This window comes from Variovorax sp. GW531-E2 (assembly GCF_059423125.1).
This window is the reverse complement of record NZ_JBWKXQ010000004.1, coordinates 182,239-198,389: the sequence shown is the minus strand read 5'-3', so window position 1 is coordinate 198,389 and position 16,151 is coordinate 182,239. Positions and strand designations below refer to the sequence as shown.

General features: G+C 69.0%; 13 protein-coding genes and 2 pseudogenes. 3 read left to right on the top strand and 12 right to left on the bottom strand.

The genetic code is table 11. The features are described 5' to 3' along the window. The 3 genes from rbp to AC07XP_RS04985 all read right to left on the bottom strand — a co-directional run. The coding region (gene rbp, locus AC07XP_RS04995; RefSeq protein ID WP_495263993.1) for an RNA-binding regulator at positions 1-323 on the bottom strand (323 nt) is incomplete at its 3' end. A gap of 182 nt (positions 324-505) precedes the next feature. Continuing rightward, positions 506-742, bottom strand: a complete 237-nt coding sequence (locus tag AC07XP_RS04990) for a DUF3820 family protein (protein ID WP_056584018.1) — start codon at positions 740-742, stop codon at positions 506-508. Positions 743-749: 7 nt separating this feature from the next. Next, complete coding sequence (locus tag AC07XP_RS04985; RefSeq protein WP_062472780.1) at positions 750-1,130, bottom strand: translation initiation factor Sui1; 381 nt, start codon at positions 1,128-1,130, stop codon at positions 750-752. A gap of 48 nt (positions 1,131-1,178) precedes the next feature. Between AC07XP_RS04985 and AC07XP_RS04980 the strand changes: the two genes are divergently transcribed. Further along, positions 1,179-2,462 carry a DEAD/DEAH box helicase gene (locus AC07XP_RS04980; RefSeq protein WP_495263992.1) on the top strand — a complete coding sequence of 428 codons (1,284 nt, stop codon included), beginning with the start codon at positions 1,179-1,181 and terminating at the stop codon, positions 2,460-2,462. A 95-nt stretch (positions 2,463-2,557) separates the two neighbouring features. Further along, the gene (locus tag AC07XP_RS04975) at positions 2,558-4,822 is read left to right on the top strand and encodes a hypothetical protein (protein ID WP_495263991.1); all 2,265 of its coding nucleotides are present in this window, start codon (positions 2,558-2,560) and stop codon (positions 4,820-4,822) included. A 64-nt stretch (positions 4,823-4,886) separates the two neighbouring features. On the opposite strand, the pseudogene AC07XP_RS04970 reads toward AC07XP_RS04975, so the two are convergent. After that, positions 4,887-5,057, bottom strand: a pseudogene (locus tag AC07XP_RS04970) (acyl-CoA dehydrogenase family protein); the annotation flags it as partial. Here AC07XP_RS04970 and AC07XP_RS04965 point away from each other — a divergent pair. Next, positions 5,046-5,717: pseudogene (locus AC07XP_RS04965) on the top strand (helicase-related protein); the annotation flags it as partial. The pseudogenes AC07XP_RS04970 and AC07XP_RS04965 overlap by 12 nt on opposite strands. 77 nt (positions 5,718-5,794) lie before the next feature. Here AC07XP_RS04965 and AC07XP_RS04960 read toward each other — a convergent pair. The 8 genes from AC07XP_RS04960 to AC07XP_RS04925 all read right to left on the bottom strand — a co-directional run bounded on the left by AC07XP_RS04960 (position 5,795) and on the right by AC07XP_RS04925 (position 16,129). Continuing rightward, the gene (locus tag AC07XP_RS04960) at positions 5,795-6,556 is read right to left on the bottom strand and encodes a slipin family protein (protein WP_495263990.1); all 762 of its coding nucleotides are present in this window, start codon (positions 6,554-6,556) and stop codon (positions 5,795-5,797) included. 95 nt (positions 6,557-6,651) lie between these two features. Then, on the bottom strand, positions 6,652-7,818 hold the full coding sequence (locus AC07XP_RS04955) for an acyl-CoA dehydrogenase family protein (protein ID WP_495263989.1): 1,167 nt from the start codon (positions 7,816-7,818) through the stop codon (positions 6,652-6,654). Between the two features lie 5 nt (positions 7,819-7,823). Continuing rightward, positions 7,824-8,984 (bottom strand): acyl-CoA dehydrogenase family protein, encoded by a 1,161-nt coding sequence (locus tag AC07XP_RS04950; RefSeq protein WP_062472787.1) that lies wholly within the window; start codon positions 8,982-8,984, stop codon positions 7,824-7,826. Between the two features lie 24 nt (positions 8,985-9,008). Then, positions 9,009-9,905: an SDR family NAD(P)-dependent oxidoreductase gene (locus AC07XP_RS04945; protein ID WP_495263988.1), complete on the bottom strand. Its 897-nt coding sequence runs from the start codon at positions 9,903-9,905 to the stop codon at positions 9,009-9,011. A gap of 31 nt (positions 9,906-9,936) precedes the next feature. Then, positions 9,937-11,886: an acetyl/propionyl/methylcrotonyl-CoA carboxylase subunit alpha gene (locus AC07XP_RS04940; protein ID WP_495263987.1), complete on the bottom strand. Its 1,950-nt coding sequence runs from the start codon at positions 11,884-11,886 to the stop codon at positions 9,937-9,939. Next, the gene (locus AC07XP_RS04935) at positions 11,883-13,493 is read right to left on the bottom strand and encodes an acyl-CoA carboxylase subunit beta (RefSeq protein ID WP_495263986.1); all 1,611 of its coding nucleotides are present in this window, start codon (positions 13,491-13,493) and stop codon (positions 11,883-11,885) included. The genes AC07XP_RS04940 and AC07XP_RS04935 overlap by 4 nt, the downstream gene beginning before the upstream one ends. Positions 13,494-13,566: 73 nt before the next feature. Continuing rightward, the gene (locus AC07XP_RS04930) at positions 13,567-14,343 is read right to left on the bottom strand and encodes an MHYT domain-containing protein (protein WP_062472795.1); all 777 of its coding nucleotides are present in this window, start codon (positions 14,341-14,343) and stop codon (positions 13,567-13,569) included. Between the two features lie 118 nt (positions 14,344-14,461). Then, complete coding sequence (locus AC07XP_RS04925; protein WP_495263985.1) at positions 14,462-16,129, bottom strand: Vgb family protein; 1,668 nt, start codon at positions 16,127-16,129, stop codon at positions 14,462-14,464. Positions 16,130-16,151 lie beyond the last annotated feature (22 nt).

The window sequence follows — 16,151 nt, the reverse complement described above, 5'->3', positions numbered from 1 at the left end:
CCGCCGCCACCACCGTAGCCGCCGCCGCCACCACCGCCGTAGCCGCCACCACCGCCGGTGCGGGGGGGACGTGCTTCCATCGGACGGGCTTCGTTCACCGTCAGGGCGCGGCCCTGCAGCGATGCGCCGTTCATGCCTTCGACAGCTGCGAGTGCTTCAGCGTCCGTGCCCATTTCGACGAAGCCGAAGCCCTTCGAACGGCCGGTGTCACGTTCCATCATGACCTTGGCGCTGACGATCGAGCCGAACTCGCCGAAAGCCTGTTCCAGGTCGTTGTCACGCACGGAGTAGGCGAGGTTGCCCACGTAAAGTTTCTTGCCCATGGAGGGACTCCTAATTCAAACCAAAAAAACACAAAGCGATGGAGTCCCAGAATCACAACAAACTAATGCGCTGTGGCGCGAAACTGACCGATCACCAAATTACGTGCACGGGAGCCGAAGCTCGCAGACACGTGAGCCGGATTATCCGGCCCGATTTCCGAAAAAAGGGGGGAAATCTTGTGTTATCGAGAAACATTCCGACCCGACGGGCGGTTTCGCAACGGTTTCAGGAGGTCGGACAGGCCGTTGTGGTCTATTTCATGCATCAAAGCGAGCAGCCGGCCAATTTCTCCCGCGGGAAAACCCTCGCGCGCAAACCAGGTCAGGTAATTTCCGGGCAAATCGGCAATCAGCGTGCCCTTGTGCTTGCCAAAAGGCATTTCGAGCGTCACCAGGCGCTGCAGGTCTTCGGGGTTCATGCGATCTTCAGCCGCCCGCGCGCTTGACCGTGTGGCCCTGCTTCACGAGGGCGGCGATGACCACCTCGCGGTGATCGCCCTGGATCTCCACGGTGCCGTCCTTCACCGTGCCGCCCGTGCCGCAGGCCGCTTTCAGCTGCTTGCCCACGGCCGCCAGCGCCGCCGCGTCGAGCGGCAGGCCCTTGACCACGGTCACGCCCTTGCCCTTTCGGCCCTTGGTCTCGTGCGATACGCGGACAATGCCGTCCGTGGCCGCCGTGCGGGCCTTCGCGAGTTCCTTGCAGCGGCATTGCGCCATCGGGGCGCCGCAGTCGGGGCACATGCGCCCGCCCGCCTCGGTGGAGTACACCAGCGTGCTGCCGGTGCGGCTGTTCTTCATCGTTCCCATTCGATCCGTCTTTCTTTCGATCTCTCTCTTTTTCCCGGTGCCCGTTCCATGCCATTCGATACCCTGGGCCTGACCCCCGCGCTCGCGCAAGCGGCCGCCGCGAGCGGCTTTGCCGCGCCGACCGCCATCCAGGCGGCGGCCATCCCTGCCATTTTGCAGGGCCGCGACCTGCGGGGCTCGGCACAGACCGGCTCCGGCAAGACGGCCGCATTTTCCCTGCCGCTGCTGCAGCGCCTGGCCGTGGAGCCCGCCGCGTCGGCGTCGCGCCGGCTGCGCGCGCTGGTGCTCGTGCCCACGCGCGAACTCGCGGCCCAAGTGGGCGAGACGCTGGAAGATTTCGCACGGCACCTGCCCGAGCGCCTGAAGATCGTCGTCGCGGTCGGCGGCGTCTCGATCAACCCGCAGATGATGCGGCTGCGCGGCGGCGCCGACATCGTGGTCGCCACGCCCGGCCGGTTGCTCGACCTGGTCGAACACAACGCGCTCGCGCTCGACGCCGTGTCGACGCTCGTGCTCGACGAGGCCGACCGCCTGTTCGACCTGGGCTTTGCCGAGGAGCTGCAGCGCATCCTGGCGCTGCTGCCCGCGCGGCGCCAGAACCTGCTCTTTTCGGCCACCTTCCCGATCGCCATCCAGGCGCTGGCCGACGACATGCTGCACGACCCGGCCCTGGTCGACGTGCAGGGCGAGCCCGGCACCCGGCCCGACATCGTGCAGCGCGCCATCGAGGTCGACGCCGCCCGCCGCACCCAGCTGCTGCGCCAGCTGTTGAAGGACAACGAAGGCACCTGGGACCGCGTGCTGGTCTTCGTTGCCACGCAGCACGCCGCGCAGACCGTGGCCGAGAAGCTGTACCGCAACGGCATCTACGCCGTGCCCTTCCACGGCGACATCGCGCAGGGCACGCGCCGCGACATCCTGGCGCAGTTCAAGCAGAGCCGCTGGGACGTGGTGATCGCCACGGACCTGGCGGCGCGCGGCCTGGACATCGCGCAGCTGCCCGTGGTCATCAACTACGACCTGCCGCGTTCGCCCACCGACTACATCCACCGCATCGGCCGCACCGGTCGCGCGGGCGCGAGCGGGCTGGCGATCAGCTTCGTGAGCCCCACCACCGAGGCGCACTTCCGCCTGATCGAGAAGCGTCAGGGCCAGCGCGTGCCGCGCGAGCGCATCGCGGGCTTCGAGCCGACCGAGACGGCACCGGTGGTGGTCGACACCTCGGGCAACGGCGGCATCAAGGGTGCGCGGCCGAGCAAGAAGGACAAGCTGCGCGCGGCGGCCGCGCTGGCCGCCGCCGTGCAGCGCGACGACGCCGAGCCGAACGACTAGCCAGCGCTTCGAATCCGCATCGCCCCGCCCTGTCTGGCGGGGAGCGATATGTATCATCCCTCGCAATCAAAAGAGGAGCGAGGATGAGGAATGTCGTGAGCAGCGGCGTGGCGAATGTTCGTCGCGTACGGGGATGGCTTGGCCGCGGATGGGTTGCGAGCGCAGTCGCATTGGTCTTGATCGGCTGCGGTGGCGGTGGAGGCGGCGGGGGCGGCTCGGCGTTGCCTCCGCTCGTCATCGGGGGCGGCAATCCGCCCGGCGCGACTTCATATGTGATCGGTGGCGAGGTGGCTGGCCTTTCGGGCGCAGTCGTCCTGCAGAACAACGGGTCCGATGACCTGAACCTGAGCGCCAGCGGCCCCTTCAAATTCGCCAAGCAAGTCCCCGCAGGAAATCCCTATGCAGTGACCGTGGCACGTCAGCCCACCGGTCAGACCTGCGCGGTCAATGGCGGCGTCGGCTCCGCAGCGGGACCTGTCGACAGCGTGCGTGTCGTGTGTTCCCACCAGACATTCGAACTCGGCGGCACGGTCTCGGGGCTGACGGGCACGGTGGTGCTGCAGAACAATGACGGGGACGACCTGAGCCTGAGCGGAAGCGGGAGTTTCCGGTTTGCGTCCGTTCTTCCGCTCGGCAGTGCCTATCGTGTGACGGTGCGCACACAACCGGCATCGCAGACCTGCACGGTCGCGCAGGGAGAAGGGCGTGTGGAGGGCGCCGTCGGCAGCGTTGCCGTGACCTGCGTGAATGTCGGTCCCCCACCTGTGCCTTCGGTGCCCACGGGTCTGAGCGTCGGCTACGACATCAAGACCTACAAGTTCGCCTGGAACGCCAGTGCAGGGGCCACGCACTACCGGTTGTTCGAGGCGTCCCTGGGCCTGTTCATCACGCCGAAGGTCGACAACATCGGCTCGACGAGCTACGAGTACCAGGACGCACTTCTGTTGTCGAGAGCGGACGTGGTCTTTCCCCCCGTGTTTGGGGTGGCCGCATGCAACGCCTCGGGCTGCAGCGCGGTGTCTTCGCCGCTGCAAGTTGATCTAAGCAAGGCCATCGGCTATTTCAAGGCACCGGTGTCCAAAATCGGAAGTTCCTTTGGGAACCGGGTCGCGCTCTCCGGAGACGGCAAGGTCATGGCCGCGGCGACGGCCAGGACGGGCGAAGTGCATGTGTTTTCGCGTGCCGGAACCAACAAATGGCGAATGCAAGCGACGCTGACGGCTGCAAATGCCGACATCGACGACGAGTTCGGCGCCTCCTTGAAGCTGTCCAGGGACGGCTCGGTCCTGATTGTTGGCGCACCGAGCGAGGCCAGCGTTTCGGGTGACCCTTCCGACAACAGCCAGGTGGGGGTAGGTGCCGCGTATGTCTTCGAGCGCTCGGGCGACAACTGGACGCAGCAGGCCTACCTGAAGGGGTCAGCGCACCGCGGGAACTTCGGCAGGGATGTGTCCATTTCCGATGATGGGCGCACGGTGGCGGTGGGAGCCCCTCACGACGTGAGTGATGTGAACCACGGATATGCCTATGTCTTCCAGCGCAACGGCGGAGCATGGGCTTTGGAGGCCAGGGTGCAGGCGCACAACCGTGATCTGGGCGACCAGTTTGGCGGCGCGGTGGCCTTGTCCGGAGACGGCAAGGTGCTGGCCGTGGGTGCGATCGGCGAGTCGAGCGGCGCCGTCGGCAATGGTGCAGACAATTCGGCCCTGTTGGCTGGCGCGGTCTATGTGTACGGGGCGTCGAGCGGGACGTGGACGCAATCGGCGTACCTCAAGGCGGGGACACCGCAAGCTTTCGCTTTCTTCGGCAACGCGGTTGCGCTGAACGCCAACGGCAGCCGCTTGGCCGTGGGCTCTACGGGCGAAACGAATGCGGGCAAGAACGTGGGGGGATTCGATCCCTCTTCGCCTGTCGTGCAGTCTGCCGGGGCCGTGTTTACGTTCACCCGCAACGCCGATGCGTGGCCACTCGAAAGCTACGTCAAGGCCTCCAACACACATGCATCAGCCGTTTTCGGTTCGTCCGTGGCCTTGTCGGCGGACGGCTCATTGCTGGCCGTAGGGTCTTCGGGCGACAGCGCGGATTCTTCCGGCATCAATGGCAATCCCACGCCTGGAAACACCTTCCTTTCCGGTGCTGTCCATTTGTACGACAACCGGCACGGCAGCTTCATGCATCAAGCGTTCATCAAGGCACCGAACGTCGAGATGGCGGACATGTTTGGACTCTCCGTGGCCATGTCTGGCGATGGGTCCCTGCTGGCCGTGGGCGCCCCTCGTGAAGATGGTGGAACCACAGGCATCAATGGCAATCAGGCAGACAACAGCGGCCCGGAGTCCGGCGCGGTCTACCTGTACTGAGGCTTGTTGATCGGCGGTTGCGGGTGGGTGGAGGGGAGCCCTGGGCTCCCCGACATCCGATCGGCTACACCCACCCCAGCTGCCGCGCCGCCAGCTCCTTCATGATCTCCTCGGCCCCGCCGCCGATCATCATCACCTTGACCTCGCGGTAGATGCGCTCGCTCACCGTGCCGCGCATGAAGCCCATGCCGCCGAGGATCTGCACCGCCTGGTCGGCGCAGAACTGCACGACCCGGCCCTGGTCGACGTGCAGGGCGAGCCCGGCACCCGGCCCGACATCGTGCAGCGCGCCATCGAGGTCGACGCCGCCCGCCGCACCCAGCTGCTGCGCCAGCTGCTGAAGGACAACGAAGGCACCTGGGACCGCGTGCTGGTGTTCGTCGCCACGCAGCATGCCGCACAGACCGTGGCCGAGAAGCTGTATCGCAACGGCATCTACGCCGTGCCCTTTCACGGCGACATCGCGCAGGGCACGCGCCGCGACATCCTGGCGCAGTTCAAGCAGAGCCGTTGGGACGTGGTGATCGCCACCGACCTGGCGGCGCGCGGCCTGGACATCGCGCAGCTGCCCGTGGTCATCAACTACGACCTGCCGCGTTCGCCCACCGACTACATCCACCGCATCGGCCGCACCGGTCGCGCGGGCGCGAGCGGGCTGGCGATCAGCTTCGTGAGCCCCACCACCGAGGCGCACTTCCGCCTGATCGAGAAGCGTCAGGGCCAGCGCGTGCCGCGCGAGCGCATCGCGGGCTTCGAGCCGACCGAGACGGCACCGGTGGTGGTCGACACCTCGGGCAACGGCGGGATCAAGGGCGCGCGGCCGAGCAAGAAGGACAAGCTGCGCGCCGCGGCCGCGCTGGCCGCACAGGCGGGCGGTGGGGAAGACGCGGACTGACGCGCGTCAGGCGTCAGCCGGCATGAAGGGATGCCAGCGGGTGCTTCGAATGGCTTTCCGCTTCCGTGCGTTGCACGCTATGCGTGCTGCTTGCCGAGAAAGCTCGCCATCAGGTCCACCGGCAGCGGAAACACGATGGTCGTGTTCTTGTCCGAGCCGATCACCGTGAGCGTCTCCAGGTAGCGCAGCTGGATGGCCTGCGGCTCCTGCGCCAGCACGCGCGCGGCCTGGAACAGTTTATCGGACGCCTGCAGCTCGCCCTCGGCATGGATCACCTTGGCGCGGCGTTCGCGTTCCGCCTCGGCCTGCCGTGCGATGGCGCGGATCATGGATTCGGTGAGGTCGATCTGCTTGATTTCGACGTTCGACACCTTGATGCCCCATGACGCCGTCTGCACGTCCAGCGATTCGCGCACATCCAGGTTGAGCTTTTCGCGTTCGGCCAGCATGTCGTCCAGCTGGTGCTTGCCGAGCACCGAGCGCAGCGTGGTCTGGGCCAGCTGGCTGGTGGCGTTGAAGAAGTCCTTGACCTCGATGATGGCCTTGGCCGCATCGACGATGCGGAAGTAGACGACCGCGCTGACCTTCACCGACACGTTGTCGCGCGAGATCACATCCTGCGTCGGCACTTCGAGCACCACGGTGCGCAGGTCGACGCGCACCACCTGCTGGATGGCCGGAATCACGAACACCAGCCCGGGCCCTGCCACCTTCGAGAAGCGCCCCAGGGTGAACACGATGCCGCGCTCGTACTCCCGGAAGATCCATATCGCCGAAAAGAGCAGCGCCGCCAGCAGGACCAGAACGACGGCGCCGATGCCATAAGTGAAAGAGAGCATGGTGATCTCCCGCGACTCAGCAAAGGTGCTGAACGGTTGGACACCCGCTGCGCAGCGGCGTTCCGGTCGGGCCGGAAGAAAGGTCGGCGCCGCCGCTACACCCACCCGAGTTGGCGCGCCGCCAGCTCCTTCATGATCTCCTCGGCGCCGCCGCCGATCATCATCACCTTGACCTCGCGGTAGACGCGCTCGCTCACGGTGCCGCGCATGAAGCCCATGCCGCCGAGGATCTGCACCGCCTGGTCGGCGCAGAACTGCATGGTCTGCGTGGCGTGGTTCTTGAGCAGGCAGACCTGCGCCACCCACTCGGGCGCGTTGATGCGGCCCGCCGCCTCGTGCGCGTCGCCCTCGGCGGACACGGCCTCGAGCCAGGCCTCGGTCGAGGCGATGCGCATCTGCATGTCGACCAGCTTGTGGCGCACCGCTTGGTGTTCGATGAGCGCGGCGCCGAAGGTCTTGCGCTCGCGCGACCAGGCCAGCGCCTCGTCCAGGCAGGCCTGCGCGAAGCCCAGCGCGCCGGCCGCGAGCCCGACGCGCTCGCCGTTGAAGTTACCCATGACCATGCGGAACCCGCCGCCTTCTTCGCCGAGCAGGTAGCGCGCGGGCACGCGCACGTTGTCGAAGTGCAGCGTGGCGGTGTCGGAGCACAGCCAGCCCATCTTCGCGAGCCGGGTGCGCGAAAGGCCGGGCGCGTCGCCCGGCACCAGCAGCATCGAGAGCCCGCCCGCGCCGCGGCCTTCGCCGGTACGCACGGCCACGGTGATCCAGTCGGCGCGCATGCCCGAGGTGATGAAGGTCTTCTCGCCGTTGAGCACGTAGTGGTCGCCGTCGCGCTTGGCCGTCGTGCGCACCGCGGCCACGTCGGAGCCGCCGCCGGGTTCGGTGATCGCGAGCGCGGCGATCTTTTCGCCGCGCAGCACGGCCGGCACGACCTCGTGGCGCACCGCGTCGCTCGCATGCAGCACCACGGGCGGCAGGCCGATGTTGTGCGAGAACAGGCTCGCGAGCACGCCGCCGCTCTGGCCGTGGCGCGCGAGCGCGCCCCACGCCGGCAGCTTCAGCGCATACGAGGCCGGCGTGCCGCCGAGTGCTTCCGGATAGCCCAGGCCCAGCAGGCCCAGCTCGGCCGCGCGGGCGTACAGCGCGCGCGGGAATTCGCCGGCCTCGTCCCAGGCCTGCACGTTCGGTGCGATCTCGGCCTGGGCGAAGCGGCGCACCGTGTCGGCGAGCGCCGCACGGTCGGCCTGCAGTTCCGCGTCCATGGCGGTCAGCCGCGCGGCGGGCGCTTGGCGATGCCCATGGTCTTGGCGAGGATGCCGAGCATCACCTCGTCGGCGCCGCCGCCGATCGAGCCCAGGCGGCCGTCGCGGTACAGGCGCGAGACGCGGTTCTCCAGCGTGAAGCCCATGCCGCCCCAGAACTGCAGGCAGGTGTCGGCCACCTGGCGCGTGAGGCGGCCGGTCTTGAGCTTGGCCATCGAGGCGAGCTCGAGCACGTCCTCGCCCTTCACGTGCAGGTCGCAGGCGCGGTAGGTGAGGGCGCGCAGCGCTTCCACCTCGGTCTTGAGCTCGGCCAGCTTGAACTGCACCCACTGCTGGTCGGCCAGCGTGGCGCCGAACATCTGGCGCTGCTGCGCCCATTCGATGGTCTGCGTGATGCAGTCGTCCATCGGTGCGAGCGAGCTGGCCGCGCACCACAGGCGCTCTTCCTGGAACTGCTGCATCTGGTAGACGAAGCCCTGGCCCTCCTCGCCGATGCGGTAGCGCTGCGGCACGCGCACGTTGTCGAAGTAGATGAGGCCGGTGTCGCTCGAGTCCATGCCGATCTTGCGGATCTTCTTGGCCTTCTCGATGCCGGGCAGGTTCATCGGCACCATCACGAGCGACTTGTTGCGGTGCACCGGGCCCTCGCTGGTGTTGACCAGCATGCACATCCAGTCGGCCTGCAGGCTGTTGGTGATCCACATCTTCTGGCCGGTGATGAGGTAGTCGTCGCCGTCCTTCTTCGCGTAGGTCTTCAGGCCCGCCACGTCGCTGCCCGCGCCGGGCTCGCTGACACCGATGCAGCCGACCGTGTCGCCCGCGATGGCGGGCACCAGGAACTCGCGGCGCAGTTCGTCGCTGCCGAAGCGTGCGAGCGCGGGCGTGCACATGTCGGTCTGCACGCCGATGGCCATCGGCACGCCGCCGCAGCTGATGTGGCCCAGGCCCTCGGCGAAGGCCATCGCGAACGAATAGTCGAGGCCGGCACCGCCGAAGGCCTCGGGCTTGTTCAGGCCCAGCAGGCCGAGGTTGCCGAGCTTCTTGAAGACCTCGTGCGCGGGAAAGATCTCGGCCTCTTCCCATTCGTCGACGCGGGGGTTGATCTCCTCGTCGATGAACCGGCGCAGGGTGTTCTGCATCTCGAGGTGTTCATGGGTGTACTGCATCACTGGTCTCCGTTCGTTCGCTCGTTACTTGTCCTGGAACACGCGCGGTGTCTGCGCGAGGTGAAAGCCGTCGTAGGGCCGCACCGCGGGGCGCTGCTGCGCTTGCGCGTCGGGCAGCGCCATGGGCCAGCCCATGCGCGCCTGCGGGCGTGCGCCGTCCACGCGCAGCACGGTGCCGCTGATGAACGCGGCGGCCGGGCCCAGCAGGAAGGCGATGGCGGCGGAGGTCTCGGCCTCGTTGCCGAAGCGGCCGGCCGGCACGGTCTTGCGCATGGCGCGCAGCATGTCGCCGGCCTCGGGCGGGTAGTGGTCCATGCCGCTGGAGGCGATGTAGCCCGGCGCCACGGCGTTCACGCGCACGCCGCTCACGGCCCATTCGGCGGCGGCGGTCTCGGTGAAGCTCACCATGCCGGCGCGCGCGGCGCCGCTGTGGCCCATGTTCGGCATCGACCCCCAGATGTCGGCCACGATGTTGACGATGGCGCCGCCGTGGGCCTGCATGCTCTGCAGGTAGCACTCGCGCGCCACCAGGAAGCCGCCCGTGAGGTTGGTGTGGATCACCGCCTCCCAGCCCTTGGCCGAGATGGCGGACAGCGGCGTGATGTACTGGCCGCCCGCGTTGTTGACCAGCCCGTCGATGCGCCCGTGCGCCGCGACGATGGCCTTCACCGCCTCGCGCACGGCGTCTTCTTGGCGGATGTCGAAGGCCTGCGTGCTGGCGTTGCCGCCGGCGGCCTCGATCTCGGCGCGCACCGCGTCGAGCTTCTCGGGCTTGCGCCCGACCAGCACGACGTGGGCGCCGAGCGAGGCCAGCTCGTGCGCGGTGCAGCGGCCGATGCCCGAGCCGCCGCCGGTGACGACGATGCATTGCCCGGCGAACAGGCCGGGCGCGAAAACGGAGCGGTAGTGGGGTGCGTTCATTCGACAGGTTCTCGAAAAAGGGGAGGGGCCTTCAGGCCTCGGCGATCTCGGCCACGATGTGGCGCGCGGCCACCTGCGTGCCCACGGCCACATGCAGCGCCGCGACGCGGCCCGCGCGCGGTGCGCAGTGCACGTGTTCCATCTTCATGGCTTCGAGCGTGACCAGCGGCTGGCCGGCCGAGACGGTGTCGCCCTCGGCGGCGAGCAGCGCGACCACGCGGCCGTTCATCGACGCGCGCAGCAGGCCGTCGCCGCCGCCCGCGCCGGCGCGCGGGACGGCCACGTGCGTGAGGTCGTCGAGGCGGTGGGCGCGGCCGTCGAAGTGGAGGTCCGTGCGTTCGCCGCGCCGCACCACCCATGCCTGCGCGGCCACGCCGTCGCAGGCGAAGCGCAGCAGGCCGTCGTCCGACAGCGCCAGCAGCGCGAGCGTGGCCGGCGCGGTGTCGTCCAGCACGACCTCGAAATGCGCCGCGCCGCGCGGCGTCACGCGCGCCGTGTGCACGGCGCCGTCGAGCGCAAAGCGCAAGGCGTTGGGCAGCGTGTGCGCCAGCGGCGAGGGCCAGCCGCGTTCGCCGGTCTGCAGCAGCAGGGCCGCGAGCAGGGCGGCGCGCGTGTCGCTCGCGGTGTCGGCGGCGAGCAGCGCGTCGAGGTGGTCGCCGACGAAGGCGGTGGTCGCACCGCCGCTTGCGAACACCGGGTGCGCGAGCGCGCGCTGCAGCAGCGCCTGGTTGGTCGGCAGGCCGAGCGCCACCGTGTCGCGCAGGCCCGCCAGCAGCCGCTGCCGCGCTTCGTCGCGCGTGCGACCCGACGCGATGAGCTTGGCGATCATCGAGTCGTAGAAGGGCGGCACCTCGACGCCGTCGCGCAGCGCGTGTTCGGTGCGCAGCGTGGACGACGGGCGCCACGCCGTGAGCGTGCCGCTCTGCGGCAGGAATCCCTGCTGCGGGTCTTCGGCGCACAGCCGCACCTCGATCGCGTGGCCGGTGATGCGCACATCGTCCTGCGTCAGCGGCAGCGGCTCGCCGGCCGCCACGCGCAGCTGCAGTTCGACGAGGTCGAGGCCCGTCACCGCTTCGGTCACGGGGTGCTCCACCTGCAGCCGCGTGTTCATTTCCATGAACCAGTACTGGCCCTGCGCGTCGAGCAGAAACTCGAGCGTGCCCGCGCCTTCGTAGGCGATGGCTTTCGCGGCGGCCACGGCGGTGGCGCCCATGCGCGCGCGCAGCGCGGCATCGACGGCCGGCGAGGGTGCTTCCTCGATCACCTTCTGGTGACGCCGCTGCACCGAGCAGTCGCGCTCGCCGAGGTGAATCGCGTGACCGTGGCGGTCGGCAAACACCTGGATCTCGATGTGGCGCGGCGCGACGATGGCGCGCTCCAGGATCACGGTGGCGTCGCCGAAGGCATGCAGCGCCTCGGACTGCGCGCTCTGCAATTGCTCGGCAAAGGCGCCGGCCGAGGTCACGAGCCGCATGCCGCGCCCGCCGCCGCCGGCCGTGGCCTTGATCATCACGGGCCAGCCGATGCGCTCGGCCTCGGCGGCCAGCGTGGCGGTGCTTTGATCGTCGCCCTGGTAGCCGGGAATGCACGGCACGCCGGCCGCCTGCATGAGCCGCTTGGCGCCGGCCTTGTCGCCCATCGCGACGATGGCCTCGGGCGATGGCCCGATGAAGACCAGCCCCGCGTCGCGGCAGGCCTGCGCGAACGCGGCGTTCTCGGCGAGGAAGCCGTAGCCCGGATGCACCGCGTCGGCACCGCTGGCGCGGGCCGCGGCAACGATCGATTCGATGGCCAGGTAGCTCTGCGCGGGCAGCGGCTCGCCGATGAACACCGACTCGTCGGCCTGGCGCACGTGCTCGGCGTCTGCATCGGCACGCGAGTACACGGCGACCGTGCGGTAGCCCATGGCGCGCGCGGTGCGCATCACGCGCACGGCGATCTCGCCGCGGTTGGCGATCAGGATCTTGTGAAAGGTGCTCATGGCCGTGCCACCGAAAACTGCATGGGTTGCGGCGCACGCGCCTCGGCGTCGCGGCAGATCGACAGCGCCTCGGCCAGCACGGCGCGCGTGTCGCGCGGGTCGATCACGCCGTCGTCGAGCAGCAGTGCGCTGGTGGTGAAGACGCTCATCTGGCGCTCGAAGCGCTCGACGATCTGGCGCTGCATCGCGTCGATCTTGTCGCGATCGACAGCGCCCTTGCGCGCCATGCCGGCCTCCATCACGATGGCCATGGTCTGCGCCGCCTGCTCGCCGCCCATCACGGCGGTGCGCGCGTTGGGCCAGCTGAAGCAGAAGCGCGGCGCAAAGCCGCGACCGCACATGCCGTAGTTGCCCGCGCCGTACGAGGCGCCGCAGTGCAGCGTGATCTGCGGCACGTTGGCGCTGGTCACGGCCTGGATCATCTTGGCGCCGTGCTTGATGATGCCGGCCTCCTCGTGCGCGCGGCCCACCATGTAGCCCGTGATGTTCTGCAGGTAGACGATGGGCGTGCGCGACTGGCAGCAGGCCTGGATGAAGTGCGTGGCCTTGGTGGCGCCGTCGGAATCGATGGGGCCGTTGTTGGTGATGATGCCCACCGCGTGGCCTTCGAGGCGGATGTGGCCGCAGACCGTGGCGCTGCCGTAGTGCTCGCTGAAGGCCAGGAACTCCGAGCCGTCGGCGATGCGCGCGATGACCTCGCGCATGTCCACCGGCCGGCGGCCGTCGGCGGGCATGAGGCCCATCAGCTCTTCGGCGTCGTGGCGCGGCGGCGCGAAGGTGCGCGGCACCTCGTCGCGCGCCCAGTCGATGCCGCCGAGGATGGCGCGCGCGATGCGCAGCGCGTCGCGGTCGTCCTCGGCCAGGTAGTCGCCCAGGCCCGAGATGTGGGTGTGCATGACGGCGCCGCCCAGTTCTTCCTCGGTGGCGATCTCGCCGGTGGCGGCCTTCAAGAGCGGCGGCCCGGCCAGGAAGGCCCGCGTGCGGTCGCGCACCATCACGATGTAGTCCGACAGGCCCGTCTGGTAGGCGCCACCCGCGGTCGACGAGCCGTGCGTCACGGTCACCACCGGCAGGCCCGCGGCCGAGAGCCGCGCGAGGTTGCGGAAGATGTTGCCGCCGCGCACGAAGTCCTGCACGCGGTACTGCATGAGGTTGGCGCCCGCGCTTTCCACCAGCTGGATGAAGGGCAGCTTGTTCTCCAGCGCGATCTCGTGCAGGCGCAGCTGCTTGTCCAGGCCCATGGGCTGCAGCGCGCCGGCGTCGATGCCGGAGTCGGAGGCGCTGATCATGCAGCGCACGCCCGCCACGCGCCCGATGCCGGCGATCAGGCCGCCGCCGGGCACGCTCTTGGCGAGGTCGGGGTTGTCCTGGCCCAGGCCCGCCAGCGTGGCCAGCGGCAGGAAGGGCGCGCCGGTGTCCAGCAGCAGCGCGAGCCGTTCGCGCGGCAGCAGCTGGCCGCGCTTGGCGAAGCGCTCGGCCGAGGCGCTGGAGGCGGCCACGGCGCGGGCTTCGTGGGACCGGACCTGCTCCAGCAGCGAGAGCATGCTGGCGCGGTTGGCCTGGTAGCTGTCTCCGGCGGTGTGCAGCCGGGATTCGAGGAAGGGCATGGGGGTCTGTGCGGTGCGCGCGTGTCGTTTCGCACAGACTTTAGGAGGCGGGCCCCTGGCCCGCTTGCGCCAACTAGCTGGGGCGCACGCGCCGTTGTGCAGCGGGCGCGGCGTCGAGGCTGCTGCCCGTGACCACCCAGTAGATGAAGATCAGCACCGCGCCGGCCGTGCCGAACACCGTGAGGCCCATGTAGCTGCCGCCCAGCGAGAGCGCGTCGACCGGGGCGGCCGCCGTGCAGATCATGCTGGCCGCGCTCATGCCCACGTAGTGCATGGTGCACACCGCCACGCCCATCACGGCGGCGGCGGCCACCTGGTGGCTCAGCTTGCGCAGGTTGAAGGCCAGCCACAGCGCCGCGGCGGCGGCCGTGATGGCGATGACCACCGACAGCGCGACCATGCTGAAGTCGAAGCTCATCGTGGCCCGCATGTTCATCGCGAACATGCCCATGTAGTGCATCACGCACACGCCCAGGCCCGCCAGCAGGCTGCCCGCCAGCCAGCCCGAGCGGCTGAACTTGGCGCGCCCGCCCGCCAGGTACAGCGCAATGCCCGAGATCAGGATGGCCGCCACCAGCGACACGATGGTCAGCGGCATGTTGTAGGCGATGCCGAAGGGCAGCCGGTAGGCCAGCATGCCGATGAAGTGCATCGACCAGATGCCGATGCCCCCCAGCGCCACCGCGGCGCAGGCCACGATGGCCAGGTTGGGTTTGCCGTCGGCGCCGACCATGCGCCCGGCACAGATCAGGGCCACCAGCGAGCCGAAGAAGGAAATGACGAACGAAAGCGCGACCAGCCCCAGGGAGTATTCGGGCGATAGCACTTGGCCTACGACGAGTGGAGTCATGCGATGTCCCTTCGGAAAGAGCGCTTCGCAGACCCCGACTGCCCTATGCGATCGGAACGCTGCGACGCGTCCCGACCAGTTTGTAATATGTGTTTATAAAAGTAAACAGAAACTTGTACTAATTGTTACCCTGAATAACAGGACGAATTCGATAGATCGAATTGTTCCTGTCGGCCGCCACGTAGACCGTGCCGTCGCGGCCCACGGCCACGCCCGTCACCACGTAGGGCGGGGGCAGGCCGGGCCCGGCCGCCAGGCCGATGGGCAGGTTCTCGGCGACGGTGCGGCGGGTGCCGGTGGCCGGGTCGATCTCGACCAGCCGGCGCGCCGCGCTCTCGGCCACGATGAAGCTGCCCCACGGCGTCTGGGCCAGGCCCTCGGGCAGCGCCAGCCCGTCGGCCACGGTGCGCAGCGGCGCGCTGGCGTCCAGCGGAATGCGCAGCAGCTTGCCGGCGGCCTCGGTCACGTAGAGCGCGCCGTCCTGGCCGACCACCAGTTGCACCGGGCCGTTCAGGCCGCTAGCCAGCACTGACTTCTCTGCAAACTTCGGCCCGCTGGCGCGGGTGATGCTGCCGGTGGCGAGTTCGGCGTAGATCACGCTGCCGTCGGGCATGGGCAGCGCGTCGAACGGGGCCTTCAGGCCGTGGATCGTCTCGACCGTCTTCAGCGTCTGGCGGTCGACCAGCTGCACCGAGCCCGTGAACCACGAGGTGAGCGCGAAGAGCCTGGGCGACAGGCCGACCGCGAAGGGGTAGTCGAGCTCGGGGTCGCGCTGCATGCGGAACACGTCGCGCACCTCGCCGGTGCGCACATCGACCTGCCGGAAGCCGAAGACGTCGGCCACCCACAGGTCGTTGCCGTCGATCTTCAGGCCCGCGGGCACCGCCACCTTGCCGCTGGTGAGCGTGCGCAGCTCGCCGGTGGCGGGGTTGAAGGCCTGCACCTCGTTGTTGGCCATGTTCGAGACGTAGATCGTCCCGTCGGGCGTGTCCTTGGCGATGGCCAGGTTGTCGAGCGACGGACGCAGCTGCTTGGCGACGGTCTTGCGGCCCGTGGCGAGGTCCACCTTCACCAGCTCGCCGCTGCGCGCATCGACCACCCACAGGTTGCCCTTGCCGTCGAGGTTGGCGGCCGCCGGGATCTTGAAGCCGTCGGCGATCACGGTCAGGTTGCCGTTCGCCGGGTCGATCTTCACGACCTGGCCCTTGAACCACAGCGGGCCGTAGAGCAGGCCGTCGGGCCCGACCTCGAAGCCGTTGAAGCCGCCCATGTCCTTCTTGATGAGTCGGGGCGGCTGCTTGCCTTCGCGGTCGATTTCCCACAGCGCGTCGCCCAGGAACACCTGCGAGGCGTAGAGCTTGCCGTTCTTGCGATCGAAGTCGAGGGAGTTCAGGCCGGGCAGGTCCTTGGCGAGCACGCGCAGCGGCGCGCTGTCGTTCTCGCGGTAGCGCAGCATGCCCATGAGGTAGTTGGTCCAGGCCAGCTCGCCCTTCGGGCCGACCGCGATGTCGTCGGCCTGGCCCTCGGGCGCATCGATCAGCACCTTGGCGGCGCCGGTCTGGCGGTCGACCTCCCACAGCGTGTTGCCGAGCACGGAGCCTGCGAGCAGCCGGCCCTTCGCATCGATGGCCAGGCCGTGCACGCCCGCGAAGGACGACGGGGCCACGAGCACCTCGGGCGCAGCCCAGGCGGCGGGGCGCTTGGGCGGTGGCGACAGCGAGCTGCAGGCGGCGAGCAGGGCGAGGGCGGCGGTCAGCGCGGCTGCGCGGATCGAGCGACGGGGCATGGCGATCTCCTCTGGGGTTGGC

Coding starts and splice junctions, on each gene's coding strand:
- AC07XP_RS04990 (WP_056584018.1), bottom strand. CDS start 742: ATGAACCCCGAAGACCTGCAGCGCCTGGTGACGCTCGAAATGCCTTTT.
- AC07XP_RS04985 (WP_062472780.1), bottom strand. CDS start 1,130: ATGGGAACGATGAAGAACAGCCGCACCGGCAGCACGCTGGTGTACTCC.
- AC07XP_RS04980 (WP_495263992.1), top strand. CDS start 1,179: ATGCCATTCGATACCCTGGGCCTGACCCCCGCGCTCGCGCAAGCGGCC.
- AC07XP_RS04960 (WP_495263990.1), bottom strand. CDS start 6,556: ATGCTCTCTTTCACTTATGGCATCGGCGCCGTCGTTCTGGTCCTGCTG.
- AC07XP_RS04955 (WP_495263989.1), bottom strand. CDS start 7,818: ATGGACGCGGAACTGCAGGCCGACCGTGCGGCGCTCGCCGACACGGTG.
- AC07XP_RS04950 (WP_062472787.1), bottom strand. CDS start 8,984: ATGCAGTACACCCATGAACACCTCGAGATGCAGAACACCCTGCGCCGG.
- AC07XP_RS04945 (WP_495263988.1), bottom strand. CDS start 9,905: ATGAACGCACCCCACTACCGCTCCGTTTTCGCGCCCGGCCTGTTCGCC.
- AC07XP_RS04940 (WP_495263987.1), bottom strand. CDS start 11,886: ATGAGCACCTTTCACAAGATCCTGATCGCCAACCGCGGCGAGATCGCC.
- AC07XP_RS04935 (WP_495263986.1), bottom strand. CDS start 13,493: ATGCCCTTCCTCGAATCCCGGCTGCACACCGCCGGAGACAGCTACCAG.
- AC07XP_RS04930 (WP_062472795.1), bottom strand. CDS start 14,343: ATGACTCCACTCGTCGTAGGCCAAGTGCTATCGCCCGAATACTCCCTG.
- AC07XP_RS04925 (WP_495263985.1), bottom strand. CDS start 16,129: ATGCCCCGTCGCTCGATCCGCGCAGCCGCGCTGACCGCCGCCCTCGCC.